The sequence below is a fragment of the Bacillus sp. JJ1122 genome (assembly GCF_036964885.1).
Classification (GTDB): Bacteria; Bacillota; Bacilli; order Bacillales; family Cytobacillaceae; genus Mesobacillus.
On sequence record NZ_JBALQL010000003.1, the window covers coordinates 47602 to 66352 of the forward strand.

Sequence of the window (18751 nt, forward strand, 5' to 3'; positions counted from 1 at the left end):
TCATATACAGGTCCTTTTTTATGGATTTTTTGCAGTTATAATTATTCGATTTCATAGACCAGCCATTCCGAAAGCGTACCGCCCATTTTGTTGTATAATCCCTGGGCGATTAGATTGTCTTTCGCTGTTTCCCAGGTCATATACGCAAAACCATTCTCCCTGATATAGGCTAAACAGGCTTCAAACAAGCGCTCCCCAGCTTTATGGCCTCTAGCTTCAGTAGTCACAAACAGATCGTTCAGAATCGCTGCCCGTTTTACCTGAAGCGTACTAAAGGTGAAATACAATGTAGCGAAGCCTACTAATTTGCCCTCTTTTTCCGCCACAAATTGCACACCTGCATCAGGATGGTCCATTAGATGCTGAATCAGCTTCTTCAGGTCAGCCTCATTTGGCTTTGGTTTTTGATAAAAATCGACGATGTAACCAAGCATTAACTCGTATAATTGCTGAATGTCTTTTTCCTCTGCAGTGCGAATACATAGTGCGTTCATCATCAGAACTCCAGTCTATAATTTTTTTAAGATTGCGGGTGTCGTTTATAGTCCATACCTTTTCTTCATACTCACTAAGGATCTTCAGGATTTCTGGTTTGCTTTTATTTTCAAAATGGCGGTTCCAGACAAACATTTTCTTGAACATCGCAAAAGTTGGCTTGTAATTTGATTTTTCAATTCCTAGCTTTTGTAAAATAAACCTTTTGATGATTCTCATTGTCCTCGTAAAATAAGCAGAATTCAGGTGTATGATCATGTCTGCATTCTTAAAGCTTTGCTGCACCCACTCATAATGCACACCTTCAATGATCCACGCATCAGACTGGATAATATGAAAAAAATATTCATCCCTTTCTGCTTCGCTCCTTCTCACATCACCTGTATCGAATCTTTTCCATACCACATTATCAAGTTCGTAGTGCGGCACATTTAATTTCCTTGAAAGTATCCTGCCAAGTGTCGTCTTGCCGCTTCCGACTGAGCCGATTATATGAATTTTACGAGAATGATATTTACCCATGGGATCACCAATTTTATTTTAGATAGACTACTCTTTCTCTTTAAATCTTTATTTTCCTCTTTTTATATTTTCCATGCATAAAAAATAACCATCGTTATCCTTTTGAAAGGAGGTAGATAAAAAGAACTGTAGAATATTTTATTACATTTGGAAAATATTTTAGGGGGTATATTACTTTGGGTCTCAGCCACACTGATTTTCCGGTTCTTTGGGCAATATTTTTTAGACGCAAATAATCCATTGCTAATCTTAATTACATTTCTGTTAGCTGTCCCAGTCATTTTGGCTGCTACCATTCATTATTATCATTTTAGGATGATCCTTTTGTCAGAACGGTTAGCTTCTGCAGTCTTGATCGCTCTTCCAGGAATGATATTGGACATATTCAGTGTTATTTATTTTTCCAAATCGGCAGCCGGGCTCACAACCACTGTTTGCGTCCTGGCTCTTATGGGCATACAGTTTGATTTTAATTTCCGGATTGCCCATAAAACTAAATGTCCATCATGGTTTAAATAAGACGCCTTAAAAAGGTGTCTTATTTAAACCATGAAAAAAAGCTGCCGCAGCAACTTTTTTTTCATAAATATATTAAGCGTTTTTCAATGTCTGGATTTCTTTGAATGCCTGGTGAAGGTTCGATTTTACCGTGATTCCTTCAAGGTTCAGGCCTAGTGTAACCATTGTATGGGCAACCTCTGGACGGATACCAGTCATGATTGTCTTTACACCGACTAGAGATAATGCGCTGATAACTTTGAATAACTGATCCGCAACCATCGTATCAACAATCATCACGCCTGATACATCGAAAATCAGGTGTGTAAGCTTTAGCTTAACAGCCTGTTCCAATGTTTCTTCCATCAATAGCTGCGCTCTTTCCGTATCAACGTTGCCAACAAGCGGCAGCACGCCTACACCCGGCAATAATGGAACAACAGGAACAGATAGTTCAAGCAAGGCAGTTTTTGCGTTCTCCAGGCTCTTTTGATGAGACTCAACGAATGTCAGGCTGAAGCTGTAGATTGCATGGTCCATAAGCGGATCAATGACATTAAGCACTTCAAAAATGGTTGAAGCTGACATGTCTTTTGCTGCTTCCTTAATCGCACTCCAGATATGTTTACGGTAAAAGCTTGTATCCTTTAGCGCTTCATCTAAAGAGGTTCCTAATCTATATATATACTCCCCAGTTTCTTTTCCCCACTGGGTAATCTTCGCGAGGCCTCTCTCTTTATCTTCATGGTCCACCAAAGCTTCACCAAATAAAGCAATGAAATTAGCTCGCACTTCCAGGATTTGTGCTTCAATCTTTTTGAACTCATGTTTTTGAGCTTCAGTTAATTCTGAAGTGGATAATCGATCCTCATGGACAGCTTTTGCTATTTCATGTTTTCTTTCAACAATTGCTTCCCCTAATAATTTCAATTCATTGTTCATTGATTTTCCTCCAAATGTTCCAAGACGATATTTTACAATCTATGATTCAAAGGTCTAATTCATAAATACACTGTTATAACCCATCATAACTCAGGTTGAGAAATCAGGACAAGTTTTTAACCTTGCATGGTAAAAAATTAAAAATCCCCTAACCTTGTACACATGATGTCAACGTTAAGGGATTTTTATAGATAAGATTTACATTTTCTTTCCTTGTAAATTCAGCTTGCTGTTTCTATAACCATAACTAAAGTAAATTATCAAACCTGCCACCAGCCAAATGAAAAAGCCTTTCCATGTAAAAGAAGAAAGCTGGAACATGAGATAGACACAAAAGATGACTGCCAGGGCAGGAATAACTGGAACCCAAGGAGTTCTAAAACCACGCTTTAATTCTGGCCGTGTTTTTCTGAGAACAGCCACTCCCAGGGAAACAGTCGCAAAGGCAAACAATGTCCCGATACTAGTCAGCTCTGCTAACTTATCCAACGGAACAAATCCTGCAAGGAGAGCGACCAAGATCCCTGTGACCCATGTGCTTGCCAGTGGAACCTGAGATTTTGGATGGACTCTTGATAATCCTTTTGGAAGAAGGCCATCCCTGCTAACGGCAAAAAACAGGCGTGATTGGCCAAACATCATCACGATCAACACTGTCGTTATTCCTACAATCGCTCCAAGGGAGATAAAACCAGCTGCCCAGTCCTGACCAATAAATTGCAGAGCAAAAGCAACAGGATCCTTAACATTCAACATATTGAAGGGTACCATCCCAGTAAGGATTAACGAAACAGCGATATAAAGGATCGTACAAATCACCAAAGCAGAGATAATCCCAATAGGGAGATTTCGCTGAGGGTTTTTCACCTCTTCTGCTGCAGTAGAAACGGCATCAAAACCAAAGTAAGCAAACACCACAACAGCAGCTCCACTTACCACGCCAGAAACCCCAAAAGGCATAAAAGGTTTCCAGTTAGCAGGCTCCACGTACCAAACTCCAATCGCAATGAAGAGTAGTACCACCGCCACCTTAATGACTACCATGATCGCATTAAACCTTGCAGATTCCTTTACTCCTCTTGAAAGCAAGAAAGTAACCAAGAGAACGATCATGATGGCTGGCACGTCGATGACTGTGCCCTTTGCCGGATCAAACGCACTCGTCAAGGCAGTTGGAAGATGGACTCCAAACCCGGATAAAAGACTTTGAAAATAACCAGACCATCCACTTGCAACAGCAGATGAGGCCAGTCCATACTCGAGGACTAAGTCCCATCCTAATATCCAGGCAAATATCTCACCGAAAGCAACATAGCTATATGTGTAAGCACTCCCTGACTGTGGAATCATCGAAGCGAATTCGGAATAACATAATGCAGCAAACACGCAGGCCAATCCTGCAATTATAAAAGAAAGAATCAAGGCAGGCCCGGCGTACTTGGCAGCTGCTACTCCTGTCAGTACGAACACTCCGGTCCCAATTATTGCCCCGACGCCTAACATTGTTAAATCTAAGGCACCCAAAACTCTTTTGAGTGAATCATTCGACATGTCATTTCCAATATGTTTTTTACGAAATAAGTCCATAAACTCCTCCTGATGTAGAAATTTGTCGATTTTTGTTGATAAGACTTTTTTCATTTTACTAGCATATTATTTATTTGTAAAGATTAAAATATTCAGAAATTAAAAACGTTGTGAAATTGGGAACTAATTTGGTTGGGTAACATCAAGAATATTATTCCGTAAATAATAAAATAGCTGCTAATCATTTATTGCGCGATTAGCAGCTTTATTAACATCATAATGAAATTTAAAATAATAAATCGGTGGTCGCAAGCGTTCCTGATTATTCTATACCTGGCATAAACCCTTCCTGTGATACCAAAACCTGTACCTCTCCATCTAATTCATCCTTCAGCATTTTCAAAACCACTTTATGTGCAGCAGGGTTATACCATTTTTCCATTCCCAGTTGCTCATATATTTTATGAATCCCTAATTTCTCTGTCCGCTTGCCTCCGCTTCCATCACCCATCCAAAAATCATCAAGTGTAACCCTGCTGGCTAAATGTTTAAGCTTTTTCGGAAATTCGCGTGTACAAGGTAACAATGGTGAAATGGTTGCCTGTGTTAACACACCAGCATCAGTTATCTCCTTTAATGCATTCATCCGCGCAGGAATGGGAGGTGCTGATGGAGCAAAGGCTTTTCTGATTTCTTCTTTGTCCGTTTCTATCGTTATCGAAATTCTGATTTTGTTGCCGAATTGTTTAAATAGGTCGAGATCCCGCTTGACCAGTGGTGACCTTGTCTGGACGAACAGGAAGTCTGGCTGAACCTCGAGCATGACCTCAAGCAGGCTTCTAGTGAGCATGGTTTTTGACTCGATCGGCTGATACGGATCGGTGGCGGAAGACATAAAAATGGTTACAGGTCCTTTTTTCTTCGATTTGATGAGTTCTTTTCGCAACAATTCTGCTGCATTTGCTTTAATATCAACCCAAGTGCCCCATTCCGCTTCCCGGAAAAGTGAAACTGGAAGCTGTCTCACATAACAATAACTGCAGCCAAAGGCACAGCCGGCATAAGGGTTGAGCGAATGAGAATACTCATTCAGCAGCCCCCGCCCCGGAGTCAGGATGCTTTTGGAGAGAATATCATTGACATTCAGCTTCAAGTTCTTCACCTGCCTTCAATTATTCTCCCTACATTATAGCTTTTGGATAGAAATAAAGAGGCTGCAGCATCCTAACTAACAGCTGGTAATATATGTATTAACAAGCACTCACATGAAGTTCCAACACACTTTAACGCATTACCTCATTGGGGGTCAGACCCCCAGTACTTTAACGCGTTGCATTTGATAAATAATAAAGCTGCTTATCTTACAAGATAAGCAGCTTTACTATTACATGAATGTTTTGGTTTATTTACCTTCATAGAGCAAGCACTATTTTATGTGGATAGCTATTTTAATGATGTATATACCACCAGTCTTTCTGAATGGTTCCCTGTTGTGCGATCGTAGATTCCTGTGCAGGTAATTAGGTTTAAATTGCTTTGATAGGAGTAGTCAAAAATTTCATTTACTGGGGAAAGCTCGGTCGGATAACTTTTGACCCCCTTTACTTTATATGTCAGGCTCTTGCCTCTTTTATCGGAAATGATAACCTCATCGCCTTCTTTTAGTTTTTTTAGGTAAAAGAAAACAGCGGGTCCTTTTTTACTATCAACATGTCCCGCAAGGACAGCATTTCCGCGTTCTCCGGGTTTTGGTCCTCTCTCATACCAGCCAACCGTTTCAAAGGACTCCGGTACACCCATTTGCCCATTGTCCAATAAGCCTACGTTTTCGATTAATGTATCTACATCAATTGAAGGAATTTGAAGACGGTAGGGATCGATGCTCTTGATGCTCTCACTTATCACCTTGCCATTTGATGAAATGCTGTTGGCAGGCTGAGTCCCAGAAACCATTTGAGACGGAACACTTTCTTTCTCTTTTTCCTGCTGGCTCTTATTAAGCTCATCCGTTGCAGAAGCTTTCTTAATTGTATCGCCCCCTGCAGCATTGCAGCCTGCCAAAAAAGCAATCATTATGATAATCGACAACAACGCTTTCAACATCATCACCTCTTTCAAAAACATGGAAGAGAGGGGAGGGCCCCCCTCATCTTTCATTTATTCCTGAGAATTCCTTTTAGCAGCACGAACCGTTACCGCTGACAGAATAATGAGTGAAACCATGGCAATCAGCAGCCATTGCATTGTACTAGAAAGACCGCCAGCCTGCTCACTCGCACCTCCCATTCCTGTTTTCGGCATATCAGTTGGCATTTTTTCCTGAAACTTTTCAGGATGTTGATCCACGATTGCTCCTGATAATCCAGCACCTACCTCAAACATATGGGCATATGCTTCGCGGACGTTTTCATAAGTGGTCGCATAATCCTTTTCTGTGTAGCTGTTGAATGCCTTCAATAATTCATCGATATGCATCTGCAGTCCAGCTTCCAGGTCTGCTGCTTTTAAACGGCCTTCGGTTGCGGCATCAAGAAATTTTGCCTGTTCAACCTTATATTCTTCCAACTCAGCAATGGCTTGTTTCTTTGCTGCTTCGTCTTTGGCTCCCGTCGCTTTTACATAATCCACGAAATATCCGATATGGCTGCCCCAAATTTCTTTAAATTGACCTCCAGCCTCTTCCCCATAGACGGATGCGACTGCTTTTGATAAATCATCTGTGTTTTGGTTTAATGCTGCAGCCGATGCTTCAAAATCTTTCGCACCGCTAATGCCTTTTTGCATCGCCAGAATTGCAAAAGCTGCATGCTCGGATAGAAGATAGTTTAAATCCGCGCGAAGGTCTGCTGCTGGAGTATCTACGCTCGTTTTTTCAAATTTGTCGGCAAACTGATCTGTAATGGCCCATGATAAGCCCTTGCCAGTTCCGAACATATGGTGCATGGAGTGGCGGAGATTTTCATATGTCTTTTCAAAATCACCCGCTTTGTAATTATCAAATGCCCATAGCAATTGCTCGATATGAACCTGTAATCCTTCCTCTAGCTCATCAGCCTTCAGGCGACTTTCTGTTGCTGTGTCCAAAAATGCAGCTTGCTTCACCTTATATTCTTCTAAATCTGCCAATGCCTGGTCTTTTCCAGCCTGGTCGTTTTTCGCAGTTGCGGTCACATAGTTTACAAAGTAGCCAATATGACTGCTCCAGATTTCTTTAAATTGCTTTCCGCCTTCTTCTCCATATACTGACGCAACCGCATTAGATAAGTCTTCAGTGTTTTGGTTGAGAGCGCCAGCAGCTGCTTCAAAGTCCTCTGCACCATCAATCCCTTTTTGCATTGTTATTACCGCTAAATAAGCATGCTCGGACAATAATGCATCAAGTGTTGCTCTTAAATCCGAAGCAGGAGAAGTCACTGTCGGATGATTTTGTGCGTGATTTTCTCCTTCATGGGCACTGACGGTTGCCACCGTTGGAATTAATAAAGAAAAACTTAATGGGATAGCTAATACGGATTTTTTCCAATTCATAATTGAACATCTCCTTTTTAAATGTTTTTTCACTTACCTAACGGAGACAGTTTTTATTTGGATCACTTTTTTTAGAAAAAAAAAACCGGCTGCTTAAAAAAGCAGTCGGATTCCTTCTTATAATTTTGAGCTCAAAACGATTTGTCCCTCCGGAAGTTCATTTCCAGGCTGGGGTTCCAAGGTTATCGCTATCGTATCCCATTTTTTATTTTTGTCTGCCTTTATTTTATAAAAAGCAGCTCCACTCCCGGTAGCGTCTGGCACAAAAGAGCCTGCGGGAACAGGTTTACCGTCTTCTATCAGCCATACCTGATATACTTCGTTTCCTTCTATCGCTTTTAGCTTATCAGCTTGAACAATGACACTCATCTCGTCATTATAGGTGAGAATCGAAGCCTCTCCTGAGCCGAGAAAATTTTCACTTGGCTCCAATTGAACATTGTTTACAGCCTCTGCTAACTCTTTTCCAGGTTTCTCTTCATTCAATTTCATTAATGTGTATCCGTTCCCTAGCAGCGAAAGGAGCAATGTAGCTGCAAGCAATGGAGTCAACCAGGATTTCTTTTGCACTGCTGAAGGCTTGTTCACAGTCAGGTTTGGCCGCTCTGTTTTTGTGAGTTGAATATTTTCCGATTCTGCAGTCTCAAAAACATTTTCTAAAATCCTGTTTTTCATACTGGATGGAGGAGTTTTTGGTTCTGATAGATATGGAAGTTCTCCTGTAATTTCTACTAACTCTTTTAATTCTTCCCGACATTCTGGGCAACGCTCTAAATGTACCTCAAACCGCTCTTTCTCTGCTTCTGTTAAGCTGCGGTTAAAGTAATCGATTAGATGATCACAATTCATTTTCTCCATTTTCAGCCCCTCCTTTCATGCTCAAAAACCAGTGATTTTTTTAAATTCTTCAATGCCAGACGAATTCGGCTTTTTACGGTACCAAGGGGGATATTATAATCTTCGGATATTTTTTGTTGGGTATAACCTTTAAAGTACATCAATTGAATCATGCCTCTTTGTTCGTCCGAAAGCTTAGAAACAGCTTCTTGGACTCTTACTTTTTCTTCCTGCCACTCAGCTTTTTCTTCAACGGATTGATCATCACTTACCATATGATTTATATCATCTATAGGGACGGATGGTTTCACTTTTTTCTTGCGAATAATATCTATTGCCGAATTTCGTGCCATCGTGAACAGCCATGAAGTAAATTTACCTTTACTTTCATCGTATTCACCGGTCCCTCTCCAAATCTTTAAAAAGACCTCCTGCAAAGCTTCCTCTGCTAAATCATAATCCTGGGTCATTTTATAAAGAAATGAAAAGAGGATTTTTTCGTACCGATCATATAATGTTTCAAGCGCTTCTTTATTTTTAGCCTGGATGCTTTCATAAAGAACACTGTCGGGACTATTCCTCATATATGGTCTCCTTTTCGTCAAATTACTACTATTATAACGGATTAAGTTTTATAGGGAAAAAAGGAATCGGCTATGATCTCTTCAATATATAACGATAATAATTAATTTTTGGATTACATTTTGAAGAAAGCTAAGTGTATTTCCCAGAAAAAATGAAACTAATATAATTTTATGTATTGTTTTAGGATGAGTCTTTGACTTTTATCCTGTAGAGTTTATCCAAATCCGAATTATAGCTTGGCTATTTTCAGGTAGGATAAGAGGATTTAGATGCATCTGGCAGGGGAAAAGGTGATAGGCGGCTTCCACCAAATGAAAATGAAAATTAATTAATTAATTGATGGAAGCAGCCCTTTTTTATAAAAGAAAGCCACTAGATTCATTGCATACTGCGGTACTTTTTTCGGAAAACGCTTATGTCTGTAAAACTTGTAAAAAGCTAGTTTCAGGTCATCCCACTGAGAGCATTTTTTTGTCTGCCGAAATCGTGCCACATCAATCAGCCGAACATCGCCTTCTGGAGTAACTATGATATTCCTTAAGTGGATGTCAGAGGGGTTCAGACCTTTTTCTCTTGCCAGCTGCAAGGCGTTGTCTACTTCCTTGATATGTTCACTAGCTATTGGGATCCCCTTTACCAAACAATTAAAGAGTGTCGTTCCCTGAACATAATCCATGACGAGATAATTCTTGCCTGATTCATGCATCGCAGGAAAGAATGGATTGCCCTTGAGTTCTTTATAAATCGCTGCTTCCTCAGCAGCAATTCTCTCAAATGGAGGAAAGAACACCTTCAAGACAAGGTCCGTCCCCCGGATCCTGAATGCAAAAGCACTGCGACCCTCACCAATCAGCTGCAGCCTCTCATCCTTCTCCGCCAGCGCAATCTTCGAACCCTTCAGCATATAAACAACACTACTCGCTAAATCTCCAAAAAAACTCAACGCATTACCTCCTCTCACAGCGTCAGACCCCCACGCTTCACCGCTTTACCTTATCGGGGGTCTGACCCCCGGTGCTTTAACGCATTACCTTACTGGGGGTCTGACCCCCAGTGCTTTAATGTGTTAAATTATTTGTTTTTTACTACTTTGATCATGTCTTCGTCCCAACTTTCGACGCCTTGTTCGAAGGTTAGTTTTGTTTTGAAGTGATAGGAGATTGCCTTGGTTGTGATGGGAACATCTAGGGGCAGCTTGAATGAAAACGGAACTTTATCTGCTTCTTCTGATCCTATCTTTGTTTCAACCTGAATGGCTGTTGTATCAATGACTTCTTCTGCGCCAGTTTTTTCATCTACCATGACGAGGGCGCAGTCAATTTGCTTAAGATGCTGGTCAATCGTTCCGCCTTTAATTAAAAATTGACCATTCACTGATTCACCAGGCTTTAAAACATCCTTCTCTAATATAAGGTCAATTTGTGCCGACCCGACGCCAAGCAAAGACATATACTTTCTTAATAACATCTGTGATCCTCCATATGATTTAATGAACTATTTCTTAGAATTAGCGTATTTCTCATCCAATCGCTTTTCAATCTTTTCCAGTACTTGCTGATCCATTAAAAGCTCTTCTCTGTTCTTTTTGACCAATTCATTAAAACGCAGTTGTTTTTTCTTCATAACTGTCACACTCCAATACTAAATTTATGTTGCTTATTGTGAAAATGCCTTATCTGAAATAAAAAAACCTTCACCCACGACGGTGAAGGTTTTAAAACAAATAAAGACCTTCACCAAAATTGGCAAAGGTCTTGCTAACAACGAATGAATGTTGCCAACAAAGCCGGGAGAAATCTCCGTAATGACGACCCTGTTGTAAAAGCTACTCCCCTTTAGGAGAACTATTTAAATTTATAACTACATCATACATGACATCGGTAAATTCGTCAAATCGAGAGGCTCAAACTGAAGTGTAAAACTCCAGTCCCTTTTATCCTTGATCCTTATTGGCTCAGGCCACTTTACTTTCCGTTCTTCTTATCTTTGCCTTTGCCGGTACCTTCATCACTGCTTTCTTCTCCTTGCCCATCATCATCTTCTTTAGAATTATCGTTTTTCTTATCTTTAGCTTTCTTGGCTTCCTCTTGCTGCTTTTCCTCGTTCTTCTTAGCCTCTTCACGTTTCTTTTCTTCAGCCTTTTTCTCTTCTTCCTTTTTCTTCACTTCTTCAGCTTTTTTAGCTGCTTCCTGCTTTTGTTCTTCTGCTTTCTTGGCAGCTGCCGCTTTTTGCTCTTCTGCCTTCTTAGCTGCTGCAGCTTTCTTTTCATCTGCTTTAACTGTTGCCGGCTGGGCAGCAGTCTTTTTCTCAGTGCTCTTTACTGTTTTTACTCCTGCTGCTTGTACAGTCGTTTGTTCAACGGAAGCTGTTTCGGCAGTTTCACCCTCTGTTCCAGCATCTTCTGGCTGTTCTGATTCAGTTTCAGTGCCTTCTTCAACCGCGGCATCCCCATCCTCAGCTCCAACTTCACCGGACCCTGTTCCTTCTTCCGTCACTACATCTTCGGCTTCTTCCTCGTCAGAGACTTGTTTCTTTCCAGATGCGAGTCCTTTCATCTGCGAAGGATGAACGCCAAGCTGTTTGGCTGCTTGACCAAAGCCAACCTTTTCTTCTGTATAAATAGCAGAGATTTCCTCAACTGTTTTGCCTGATGCTTCTGACAGCCAGAAAATCTGTGCGATTTGGCCGTATCCAAGATTCTGCTCACGAAGCTGAGTCACCATTTCCTGATCAAGGCCCTTGACCACATTCGCAACAACCTTAGCCTCTTCCACAGCTTCTTCCAGCTCTTCCTTTAGATCATCTTCTGCATTCTCAGCAAGGTCATCCTCGACTTCTGCAGTATCTGCCAATTCTTCAGTAAGTTCATCTGCACCTTCAGAATCGGTCTGATCTTCCACAATGACTTCCGTTACTTTTTCCTGTGCTTCCTCAAGTGCTGCTAAATAATCCTCTAATGCTTCTTGAACAAACGCATCTTTCTCTTCTTCAGACATCGCGGCTGCTTCTGCAAGTCTCTCGCTGGCAAAATCAAGCAGCAGCTGAGCTTCTTTCTCATCATCAAAGGTTACTAACAGCTTTAATTCCTCAAACAATTGGTCAAAGGTAAATAAAAACTGGTCTGGTGTTGTCCCCGGGTCAGTTGTTTCAATTACCTCATCTGCCGATACAGCTGTACCAAAGGTAAGTACCCCTGTTAAAACCGCTGTTGTTAAAAGTCTCTTCATCTTTTTTCCTCCATTTTAAAAGTTTGAATTAAAATCGATGAAAAATAAAAAAGTGCTGCCCGAAGAACAGCACACACGCAACTGCTATGTGAATCTTCGGCAACTGGCTGGCATTGTCTGTCTGACATTAGCCCCTGTAGCTTTGCGTCCCCAGGTTTCCCTGGGTTTGCCTTTATCGGATATTAATTCTACTATTATCTTACTTTTTCGACAGAAAAAAAGAAATAGAAACTTTACATAATTCCCAGAATTTCTACTTCGCTTCTACCCCGAATTTCCCTTCCTGGTAATCTCGGTAAGCCTGGCGGATTTCGTCCATTGAATTCATTACAAAAGGTCCGTAAGCAACGACCTCTTCCTTAATGGGTTTCCCTGAATAAACTAATAGTTTTGAGCGTTTATTTGCCTTCAGCCGCAGTTCACTTAACCCACTACCTCCATCGTTGAAGGTTAATGTCGCCGCTGTTGATTTTTCCAGGCTGGTTTCTCCGGTACCTGCCATAAGGTCACCAGAAAGAATATAAAGAAATGCATTGTGCCCCTCTGGAAGCTCGTAGGAAAATTCTGTTCCTTCAGACAAGCTTATTTCAGCAAGCGCAAAAGGCACTAATGGTTCAAGCGGTCCTTTTACCCCAGCGGTTTCGCCTGAGTATACCTTAACTGATCCGCCTTTAATCTGGACGATTGGTACGGTTTCAGAATACACATTCTGATAAGAGGTTTTAGTACTCTTTAGCTCTTTAGGAAGGTTCAGCCATAGCTGCAGTGTATGAGCAATGTCGTCATCAACTGCCTCTTCTGCATGTCTCGCTCCAGACCCGGCATTCATATATTGAATATCTCCACCCTCAAGAATACTGTGCCCGCCGTGATTATCGATATGTTCAAGCCTGCCATCTATCACATATGTTATCGTTTGAAAACCACGGTGTGGATGATCGGAAAATGTCCCGCGCTTGAACCAGTCCTCTGCCATCAGGATAAATGGATCCAATTCCCGCCATCTCTGTGGATTTAAAACAAGTCCCATTTGGACATGCGGAAAATCCTTTTCTTCATATCGTACTGTCCAATGATCTTTAATATCTCTTTGGAACATAATTTCCCCCTCCATTGTTGGCCCTATCCTATTCTATTTAGTAATCATCATGAGATAGCGAGCTATTAACTCTGTCATAATATTATAATACAAATTGCTTACTTTTAGTAAGTTAAAGCATGATTGGTTGGTTGTTTTAAAGTTTATTGAATGATTAATAAGCAAGGGTACAATTCTATATTCCATATCTCTGCTTTCCATTTTCGTTCTTCTAAAATCTTTGTAATTTCAACGAATCAATGTTTGGATAAATTGACTAACAATATGGTGCAGGATGGAGTCGACAATTCAAGTAAGTTTGTCTCCTCAAAAAAACGGGTAGTTACTCTTTAAGCAACAATCTAATAAAAAGGAGCTGTTATTCATGATACTAAAAAAGAAACTATTAGCAAGCGGGTTGGCACTAAGTGTGATTTTAGGCGGCCTTACAGCATGTGGGGATGGCGTTGACCAGGATAATGGCCCAAGTGATGGCGAACAGCAAGATGAAATGGATGATGAAAACGAAAATTAATTGTTTTAAAAATAAAAAATAAGAAGGGAGCGAAAATCACCATTTTCGCTCCCTTCTTATTTTATTTAGGAACCACGCTGACAAGCTCCCTGGTTTAGGGAGTTTTTTTATGATTATGATATCTTTTAAGCTTACATTATATTATAATTTTAGAAATATTTTGAAAAGGCGTGATTGTAGTGGAGGACTGTTTTGTTAGCAGCAAGTATGCTGGCGAGACTCAAATTTCTGGTTCGATTATAAATGAGGGTGTCAGCCATACTGTGCATGGTGTTTGGCATATCATGAGCCAAAAGGCGGTCTTAAATTAATATGAATAAAGTTTATGATTTTAGCTGGGTCGGAAGCCAGAAGACTTTTGTCGATACCATAAGCGTTGACCAATTTGGCCGAGTTGTTGTTGGCCGCTACGGAGGGAATTCCTCTGCTGGTCAATATAAGAATGAGGACGGCTGCTTATTATTGATTGATGAAAGACAAGATTGGGAGTTTGTCATACTTTTGGATGCCCATAATTCCGCCGAAAGCGCAGAATTGATTGTCCAAACCTTTGAACGACGAAAAAATGAGATAAATGAATGTCTAACTCTTCAGCCAGACCAAGCATTCATAAGCCTGGAAAAAATGGTGCTAAACCTATTTCGAAGCACAGAATTTATGGATGAGTGCAGTAAAGTTAAAGGGGAAACTGCCTGTTTAATCGCAGCAAGGAAAGGCAGGTACTGCTGGTGGTTCTCGGTTGGCGACTGTATTTTATATTTACATCACCCCGAGTTAACCGCCTTCGGTCAGCATCAATTAAATCAAAGGCAATTCTATGAGTGGATTGGACAGGTGAACACTTTTGAGATGCCAGTCCCCTGCTACAGCACCGGCAGAAAGGAACTGCGGCAGGGCATTAATCATCTCTTGCTGACAACCGATGGTTTAATAGAATGCCCTGGGGAACGATTCTCCAATCCACAGGACATTTTCCGGGTTTTCTCGAAATCTTCTAATGGAGAAAGCGTTGAGACTTTATTAAAAGGAATTCAGGAAAACAATGTTCGTGACAGTACGACAATTGTGTCCTGGATGGTGGATGTAACCGAGAAAGCTACATTGGCCAGCAATCAGTAAAATCTCATAGATACAGAGGTTCATTCGGATAAAAACGTTTCAAGAAAAAATAAAACGACCATTTCCCATAAGCATTTGGGAAATGGCCGCACCTTTGATTGATCTTTGGGTCTGCTTTTACAGGGTTATGGGTACTCTGTTTCTGTTTTAACAAAGGTACCTCATTTTACTTTCGTTAAAATAGCAACAAAGATTACAAAAAGAGTTAAAAACTTAGAAAGTCAAAGTAACATCTGCATCTGTTGCAAACTCTAGGAATGTTACAGCTCCGCCTACTTCAAGTCCATCAACAAAAGCTTCTTTTTCAAGTCCCATTACATCCATTGTCATTTGGCAGCCAATGAATTTAACGCCCATTTCCACGGCCATTTCAACCAATTCTGGAATAGCAGGAACGTTGGCCTTTGCAAAACCTTCTGCAAAGTGTTCTTTGCCTTCTGGCATAGGAAGCTGCTTGTATGCTTCCTTATGGATTAAATTCAAGCCTTCAAATGTAAAAAATACAGCTACTTCCTGATCAGTGGCAGCCGCTGCTGTTGCGATATTAAATACTTTATAAGCCTCAAATAAGCCACCATTACTTGCGATAATTGCTACTTTTTTACTCATTGTTATTCCTCCTTATATTTAAAAACCATTCCTGATATTATTCAGGGATAAATTTAATTTGACGATTTAATTATACCGTTACCCCTATTGGTATAATAATAACCTAAAAATGAAGCAGGGTCAATCCTGTTTTTGTGTCTGGTTCGCAGGTTTGCTTAAATTCACGCTAAACTATGCGGCAGAAGAGACAAGAGTTTTTAAAAGAAATTTTTCTAGCAGATCAAAATCTGTGATCAAGTGTTGCTCCTATGCTCGTCACAAGTTTTTTTCATAATAAAATTAATAAACTCGATTCCTCCTACCCTCTTGTTTTGCATTTTTACCTCAACGTATCCTTTGGAAAGAAAAAAGTCCAAAGCTGTAATGCTGGCTTCTGTGGTCAGCTCCTCATATCCCTTCAAGCATGCAACTGATTCCAGTTTTCTTAAAATCGCTGAACCAATGCCTCTCGCTTGATAGTTTTTATGTGTGTATAAGAGATCAATTTCCCTCTGGGAGTTAAGGTTTCCGAAACCTGCCACTACCCAATCCACCTCAGCTGTCACTGCAAAACTGTTTCTTAGTCTGCTGTCTAAACTTTCTATACTGGAAAAGCTATTAGCCCAGATTTCACATTGCTCTTGTGTATAATCTCCATGGTTAACACTTAGGATGGTTTCTCTGAACAATTTCAGAATGGCCGGGGCATCTGCTGTTGCATAGGATCTAATTTCCATTTGTAAAATCTCCTTATTTTTATTATTTCCGCACACGAAAATGGTATTGTGATAAGGTCTTTTATCCTATATAATTTAAAATTGGCTTTCATAACAAACGTGGTTCGTAACCATCCCACGTTAAAAAACTAGGAGAGATGAAGAATGAATACGAGAACGATTGTCCGGAACGGACTCCTAGCTGCATTATATATTGCGGTTTCTGCTATTATTCAGCCATTTGGCTTCACGAACGTTCAATTCCGAGTATCGGAAATGTTCAACCACCTGATTGTTTTCAATAAGAAATATTTTTATGGAATCGTATTAGGCGTATTTTTAACGAACCTGCTCTTTTCTCCGATGGTCGCTTATGACCTTGTTTTCGGAGTTGGCCAGTCTGTGATTTCATTGCTCGTCACAATTTTCACAGCAAAATATATTAAGAGCATTATCGCACGGATGGCCGTGAACACTTTGGTTTTCACCTTCACGATGTTCCTGATCGCCATTGAATTGAACCTGGCATTCCAATTGCCGTTCTGGTTCACTTGGCTGACAACAGCTGCCGGCGAATTAACGGTGATGGCAGTCGGCATCCCCGTTATGCTCGCCATCCACAAGCGCGTGAATCTGGAAAAATTGGTTTAAGTATAGTGAAAACGCATGGATTCCATTATCCATGCGTTTTTTTTTGCATTTCATGCCTGAAAGGATATGTTCTCCCGAAGGTTTTTTTCATTTATTAGATTTAGAAGAAACTCCCGATCCTCAGGAAAACCAAAATCCGCTTCGCTCATCCCAGTTACTTCTTTCCACGCTATCTCATGGATCAGCCCGTCCGGATCCTGAATCCGCGGTTCGCCACCTGTTATCATCACTTCAAAAAACTGGAGCTTAATATCAACCCCAAATGAGTTACCTGTTTTTATGTATAAAGGCCTGATGATTTCGACTTCATATCCCGTTTCCTCAAATACTTCCCTGATGCAGCATTCTTCAGAAGTTTCATTCAGGTCTATCCCACCTGCCGGAATAGCCCAAAGCTTTTCTTCCTCTTCTTTTCCCTGCCGAACCATCAGCACTTCCTCATGTTCATTTATACAGACTCCAGCAGCACCTACCCAAAGATCCACCCTGTACCCCCTATATTGTGAGCCTTTTTTATGGCTGTCTTTAATAAAAATTTTATTTTACAAACGCTAAAATCCCCAGCGCAATGATCAGCAAACCAGCAATCTTATTGACCAGACCTAAATGCGGAGTGATCTTATTTTTAAAAATGCTGACAATGAGGCTAAGACTTACCCACCATATGGCCGCACCAAAAAATACGCCGCCAATCAGCGTTACAGCAGTCAAACCTGTATCTGAACTCTGATCAAATCCCAGCCCCGCAAACATCGCGGTGAAATTTAGAATAGTGACCGGATTTGTAATCATCAATAAGAATGTAGATAGATACATACCTACCAGGCTTTTACCCTGCAGATTCGCTGCGGTACTGGCAGGCTTTTTAAAAAATGTTTTTACCCCCAGGTAAAATAAAAACGCAGATCCAATCAGCCTCAAAAGAGCCTGTTGCTCGATCAAAAATGCTGATACCACCGAAAAACCGAATGCGGCGATACTCGCATAAATAATATTCGCCGTCACAGCTCCAAATCCTGTCAAGATACCTGCTGTTTTCCCTCTAGAGAGGACTCTTTGAATACAAAGCAACCCGATCGGCCCAACCGGAGCTGATACTGAAAAACCAAGGATGATACTTTTTAGCAATAACATTCTTAATAAATCCTTTCGAGAGAGGCATTGCCACAAGCCGTGGTGAGTTACTTAACTCCTTTTTACCTCATGCATTTACTTATCCACATTCCTATACAGCTTACCCATATTTGCTTTGGTACAAATAGGATGTGTATAACCCATCGGTATTTCTATTGATTCCTATTGATTTTGATCATGAATGGAATGATATATAGTTTTCAAAAAAACCTTGCCCGTGTCTGTTCTAGCTTTTCCTTGAATTCAACGAGAAACTTCTTTCGTTCATCGTAATCCTGAATGTCGCTGTCTTCCCACAATTCAAGATCCGCCCCTTTATCAATCAGCTCGATTGTTTTCTTTTTAATCCCAACCGTCAATGATCTATGCCTCATTTGAAGGGCCGCAAGTGAAATATATAGAATCGATTCATCAGGCTGACGCTCCAAGTCATCATCATAATCTTCCAACTCCTCGAGCCACGATTTCAAGATGATTTTCGCCGCTTTACGTGGACTCATCCCTTCATCAAGAAGGTCGTTCCATTCATCCTGGATATCACATGCCAAATCATCTTCCCACAGCCCTGTTCCCCATGCTCCCATCGGGTCCACTCCCTATACGTTTTGTTATAGCTGCACTTGCTTCTCCATTATTTTACTCCATAAGGAATTGTGAGTCCTTGTTAATTTTTATAAAAATACAACGCAATTTAGAAGCTTCTATCTCCAGATGATTACTGAACAATTTGTTTATATTTTTCCTTTTATAAAATGCTGCATCCTCTACA

The 18751-nt window shown here is 40.7% G+C and carries 22 protein-coding genes, 1 pseudogene and 2 riboswitches; of the genes and pseudogenes, 4 read left to right on the forward strand and 19 right to left on the reverse strand.

What is annotated here, in order from left to right; translation table 11 throughout:
• Positions 1–41 precede the first annotated feature (41 nt).
• A complete protein-coding gene (locus tag V7201_RS02515; protein ID WP_335375339.1) occupies positions 42–494 on the reverse strand; it encodes a GNAT family N-acetyltransferase in 453 nt (150 codons plus the stop codon).
• On the reverse strand, positions 388–1017 hold the full coding sequence (locus V7201_RS02520; RefSeq protein WP_335375207.1) for an AAA family ATPase: 630 nt from the start codon (positions 1015–1017) through the stop codon (positions 388–390). Before V7201_RS02520 ends, V7201_RS02515 begins: the two co-directional genes overlap by 107 nt.
• A gap of 240 nt (positions 1018–1257) precedes the next feature.
• Here V7201_RS02520 and V7201_RS02525 point away from each other — a divergent pair.
• Positions 1258–1546 (forward strand): annotated as a pseudogene (locus tag V7201_RS02525) (DUF5367 family protein).
• 62 nt (positions 1547–1608) lie between these two features.
• Here V7201_RS02525 and V7201_RS02530 read toward each other — a convergent pair.
• The 12 genes from V7201_RS02530 to V7201_RS02585 form a co-directional block, all read right to left on the reverse strand.
• Entirely contained in the window at positions 1609–2457 is an 849-nt protein-coding gene (locus V7201_RS02530) for an STAS domain-containing protein (protein WP_335375208.1), read from the reverse strand.
• A gap of 198 nt (positions 2458–2655) precedes the next feature.
• Entirely contained in the window at positions 2656–4044 is a 1389-nt protein-coding gene (locus tag V7201_RS02535; RefSeq protein ID WP_335375209.1) for an amino acid permease, read from the reverse strand.
• A gap of 262 nt (positions 4045–4306) precedes the next feature.
• Positions 4307–5137 (reverse strand): SPL family radical SAM protein, encoded by an 831-nt coding sequence (locus V7201_RS02540; RefSeq protein ID WP_335375210.1) that lies wholly within the window; start codon positions 5135–5137, stop codon positions 4307–4309.
• 290 nt (positions 5138–5427) lie between these two features.
• Positions 5428–6090 carry a class F sortase gene (locus V7201_RS02545; RefSeq protein ID WP_335375211.1) on the reverse strand — a complete coding sequence of 221 codons (663 nt, stop codon included), beginning with the start codon at positions 6088–6090 and terminating at the stop codon, positions 5428–5430.
• Positions 6091–6141: 51 nt separating this feature from the next.
• Positions 6142–7512 carry a copper amine oxidase gene (locus V7201_RS02550; RefSeq protein WP_335375212.1) on the reverse strand — a complete coding sequence of 457 codons (1371 nt, stop codon included), beginning with the start codon at positions 7510–7512 and terminating at the stop codon, positions 6142–6144.
• A 117-nt stretch (positions 7513–7629) separates the two neighbouring features.
• Entirely contained in the window at positions 7630–8370 is a 741-nt protein-coding gene (locus tag V7201_RS02555) for an anti-sigma factor (RefSeq protein ID WP_335375213.1), read from the reverse strand.
• 2 nt (positions 8371–8372) lie between these two features.
• The gene (locus V7201_RS02560; RefSeq protein ID WP_335375214.1) at positions 8373–8933 is read right to left on the reverse strand and encodes an RNA polymerase sigma factor; all 561 of its coding nucleotides are present in this window, start codon (positions 8931–8933) and stop codon (positions 8373–8375) included.
• A gap of 329 nt (positions 8934–9262) precedes the next feature.
• Positions 9263–9877: a protein kinase family protein gene (locus V7201_RS02565; protein WP_335375215.1), complete on the reverse strand. Its 615-nt coding sequence runs from the start codon at positions 9875–9877 to the stop codon at positions 9263–9265.
• A 128-nt stretch (positions 9878–10005) separates the two neighbouring features.
• The gene (locus tag V7201_RS02570) at positions 10006–10401 is read right to left on the reverse strand and encodes a sporulation protein (RefSeq protein WP_335375216.1); all 396 of its coding nucleotides are present in this window, start codon (positions 10399–10401) and stop codon (positions 10006–10008) included.
• Positions 10402–10428: 27 nt separating this feature from the next.
• On the reverse strand, positions 10429–10557 hold the full coding sequence (locus V7201_RS02575) for an FbpB family small basic protein (protein WP_335375217.1): 129 nt from the start codon (positions 10555–10557) through the stop codon (positions 10429–10431).
• 341 nt (positions 10558–10898) lie between these two features.
• Positions 10899–12161 carry a DUF5667 domain-containing protein gene (locus tag V7201_RS02580; RefSeq protein WP_335375218.1) on the reverse strand — a complete coding sequence of 421 codons (1263 nt, stop codon included), beginning with the start codon at positions 12159–12161 and terminating at the stop codon, positions 10899–10901.
• A 95-nt stretch (positions 12162–12256) separates the two neighbouring features.
• Positions 12257–12342, reverse strand: a riboswitch (cyclic di-GMP riboswitch).
• A 72-nt stretch (positions 12343–12414) separates the two neighbouring features.
• A complete protein-coding gene (locus tag V7201_RS02585; protein ID WP_335375219.1) occupies positions 12415–13260 on the reverse strand; it encodes a pirin family protein in 846 nt (281 codons plus the stop codon).
• A gap of 364 nt (positions 13261–13624) precedes the next feature.
• Between V7201_RS02585 and V7201_RS02590 the strand changes: the two genes are divergently transcribed.
• Together V7201_RS02590 and V7201_RS02595 are read left to right on the forward strand one after the other, a co-directional pair.
• Positions 13625–13774 carry a hypothetical protein gene (locus V7201_RS02590; protein ID WP_335375220.1) on the forward strand — a complete coding sequence of 50 codons (150 nt, stop codon included), beginning with the start codon at positions 13625–13627 and terminating at the stop codon, positions 13772–13774.
• A 312-nt stretch (positions 13775–14086) separates the two neighbouring features.
• Positions 14087–14893, forward strand: a complete 807-nt coding sequence (locus V7201_RS02595) for a protein phosphatase 2C domain-containing protein (RefSeq protein WP_335375221.1) — start codon at positions 14087–14089, stop codon at positions 14891–14893.
• Positions 14894–15106: 213 nt separating this feature from the next.
• Here the strand turns inward: V7201_RS02595 and V7201_RS02600 are convergent, their stop codons facing one another.
• Together V7201_RS02600 and V7201_RS02605 are read right to left on the reverse strand one after the other, a co-directional pair.
• A complete protein-coding gene (locus tag V7201_RS02600; protein ID WP_335375222.1) occupies positions 15107–15502 on the reverse strand; it encodes a DsrE/DsrF/DrsH-like family protein in 396 nt (131 codons plus the stop codon).
• 233 nt (positions 15503–15735) lie between these two features.
• On the reverse strand, positions 15736–16218 hold the full coding sequence (locus V7201_RS02605) for a GNAT family N-acetyltransferase (RefSeq protein WP_335375223.1): 483 nt from the start codon (positions 16216–16218) through the stop codon (positions 15736–15738).
• Between the two features lie 93 nt (positions 16219–16311).
• A riboswitch (PreQ1 riboswitch) is annotated at positions 16312–16356 on the forward strand.
• Between the two features lie 6 nt (positions 16357–16362).
• On the opposite strand from V7201_RS02605, the gene V7201_RS02610 reads away from it, so the two are divergent.
• Entirely contained in the window at positions 16363–16848 is a 486-nt protein-coding gene (locus V7201_RS02610; RefSeq protein ID WP_335375224.1) for a QueT transporter family protein, read from the forward strand.
• Between the two features lie 50 nt (positions 16849–16898).
• Here the strand turns inward: V7201_RS02610 and V7201_RS02615 are convergent, their stop codons facing one another.
• The 3 genes from V7201_RS02615 to V7201_RS02625 form a co-directional block, all read right to left on the reverse strand.
• On the reverse strand, positions 16899–17333 hold the full coding sequence (locus V7201_RS02615) for an NUDIX hydrolase (protein ID WP_335375225.1): 435 nt from the start codon (positions 17331–17333) through the stop codon (positions 16899–16901).
• A gap of 52 nt (positions 17334–17385) precedes the next feature.
• Complete coding sequence (locus V7201_RS02620; RefSeq protein ID WP_335375226.1) at positions 17386–17982, reverse strand: LysE family translocator; 597 nt, start codon at positions 17980–17982, stop codon at positions 17386–17388.
• A 200-nt stretch (positions 17983–18182) separates the two neighbouring features.
• Positions 18183–18566 carry a MarR family transcriptional regulator gene (locus tag V7201_RS02625; protein WP_335375227.1) on the reverse strand — a complete coding sequence of 128 codons (384 nt, stop codon included), beginning with the start codon at positions 18564–18566 and terminating at the stop codon, positions 18183–18185.
• Between the last annotated feature and the right edge of the window lie 185 nt (positions 18567–18751).

What these genes read in the sequence shown, in the direction of transcription:
- V7201_RS02515 (WP_335375339.1), bottom strand. Translation starts at nt 494, where the DNA reads ATGAACGCACTATGTATTCGCACTGCAGAGGAAAAAGACATTCAGCAA.
- V7201_RS02520 (WP_335375207.1), bottom strand. Translation starts at nt 1,017, where the DNA reads ATGGGTAAATATCATTCTCGTAAAATTCATATAATCGGCTCAGTCGGA.
- V7201_RS02530 (WP_335375208.1), bottom strand. Translation starts at nt 2,457, where the DNA reads ATGAACAATGAATTGAAATTATTAGGGGAAGCAATTGTTGAAAGAAAA.
- V7201_RS02535 (WP_335375209.1), bottom strand. Translation starts at nt 4,044, where the DNA reads ATGGACTTATTTCGTAAAAAACATATTGGAAATGACATGTCGAATGAT.
- V7201_RS02545 (WP_335375211.1), bottom strand. Translation starts at nt 6,090, where the DNA reads ATGATGTTGAAAGCGTTGTTGTCGATTATCATAATGATTGCTTTTTTG.
- V7201_RS02550 (WP_335375212.1), bottom strand. Translation starts at nt 7,512, where the DNA reads ATGAATTGGAAAAAATCCGTATTAGCTATCCCATTAAGTTTTTCTTTA.
- V7201_RS02555 (WP_335375213.1), bottom strand. Translation starts at nt 8,370, where the DNA reads ATGGAGAAAATGAATTGTGATCATCTAATCGATTACTTTAACCGCAGC.
- V7201_RS02560 (WP_335375214.1), bottom strand. Translation starts at nt 8,933, where the DNA reads ATGAGGAATAGTCCCGACAGTGTTCTTTATGAAAGCATCCAGGCTAAA.
- V7201_RS02570 (WP_335375216.1), bottom strand. Translation starts at nt 10,401, where the DNA reads ATGTTATTAAGAAAGTATATGTCTTTGCTTGGCGTCGGGTCGGCACAA.
- V7201_RS02575 (WP_335375217.1), bottom strand. Translation starts at nt 10,557, where the DNA reads ATGAAGAAAAAACAACTGCGTTTTAATGAATTGGTCAAAAAGAACAGA.
- V7201_RS02580 (WP_335375218.1), bottom strand. Translation starts at nt 12,161, where the DNA reads ATGAAGAGACTTTTAACAACAGCGGTTTTAACAGGGGTACTTACCTTT.
- V7201_RS02585 (WP_335375219.1), bottom strand. Translation starts at nt 13,260, where the DNA reads ATGTTCCAAAGAGATATTAAAGATCATTGGACAGTACGATATGAAGAA.
- V7201_RS02590 (WP_335375220.1), top strand. Translation starts at nt 13,625, where the DNA reads ATGATACTAAAAAAGAAACTATTAGCAAGCGGGTTGGCACTAAGTGTG.
- V7201_RS02595 (WP_335375221.1), top strand. Translation starts at nt 14,087, where the DNA reads ATGAATAAAGTTTATGATTTTAGCTGGGTCGGAAGCCAGAAGACTTTT.
- V7201_RS02600 (WP_335375222.1), bottom strand. Translation starts at nt 15,502, where the DNA reads ATGAGTAAAAAAGTAGCAATTATCGCAAGTAATGGTGGCTTATTTGAG.
- V7201_RS02605 (WP_335375223.1), bottom strand. Translation starts at nt 16,218, where the DNA reads ATGGAAATTAGATCCTATGCAACAGCAGATGCCCCGGCCATTCTGAAA.
- V7201_RS02610 (WP_335375224.1), top strand. Translation starts at nt 16,363, where the DNA reads ATGAATACGAGAACGATTGTCCGGAACGGACTCCTAGCTGCATTATAT.
- V7201_RS02620 (WP_335375226.1), bottom strand. Translation starts at nt 17,982, where the DNA reads ATGTTATTGCTAAAAAGTATCATCCTTGGTTTTTCAGTATCAGCTCCG.
- V7201_RS02625 (WP_335375227.1), bottom strand. Translation starts at nt 18,566, where the DNA reads ATGGGAGCATGGGGAACAGGGCTGTGGGAAGATGATTTGGCATGTGAT.